We start from the raw sequence: 790 nt of genomic DNA, 5'->3' as shown, positions 1-790 counted from the left end.
GAAGATGCGTTCCGTCAGCAAAAAGAGTTTGCGGAACAGACCATTCACTATGTCGGTCAATCAGAGCGTCTAGAGCAGGTGGAAATGGAACATCGTAAGTTCCAGAAAATTTCCTTTGCCCTATTCATCACCGTTCTGGTTATGTTTTTGTTCATTATGCGCCGCGGCGTGATCATGCAGCGCCAAGCGGGTGAAATCGAAAAACTTCGTAACGACCTCTTTACCCATTCCCGCTCTCGCTTACGTAATCTGCGCATGCTGAACGTGAAGTTGTCTCGCTCACTGAAAAAATCGCGTGACACTTTTGAACAGTGGCAAATGGGTGAACTTATCCATGAACCGCTCAACGACCGACTACGTTTTGTGATGATCGACCTACCGTTCTTACGCAGCATGTACGTTCAAAATGGTTACAAAGCGGGCTTAGAATTAGAACGCGCATTCGGTGAATACCTAGCAGAGCGCATCGAAAAACCGGCACGTTTGTACCACTTCTCGGATGCAAACTTACTCTACATCGAACCTAACGCCGACCGCGACGCCTCTGCCGAAGTCATGTTTGAAAAATTCCAAGCGTGGGTAGACGAATTTGCGACTCAGCATAACGTCAATCGCATCATTCGTATGGGCATCAGCGACTACCCGTTCTTGCCTCGTGCTTACACCGCTATCAATGACGAAGAGCTGCTCGATTTACTGCTACTTGCGACGCACATTGCACGCGAAGTTAGCCTCAAAGATAAACAAAGTCATTGGGTATTTTTGAAAGCCATAGACAACGCGCCAGCAG

At 47.8% G+C, this 790-nt stretch carries 1 pseudogene; it reads left to right on the top strand.

From position 1 onward, the window contains the following. Positions 1-790, top strand: a pseudogene (locus R7Z77_RS24995) (tetratricopeptide repeat protein); the annotation flags it as partial.

The organism is Vibrio sp. 1401 (assembly GCF_033340295.1).
Note: the sequence above shows the minus strand (reverse complement) of the source record. Positions and strands in the feature narration are given on the sequence as shown.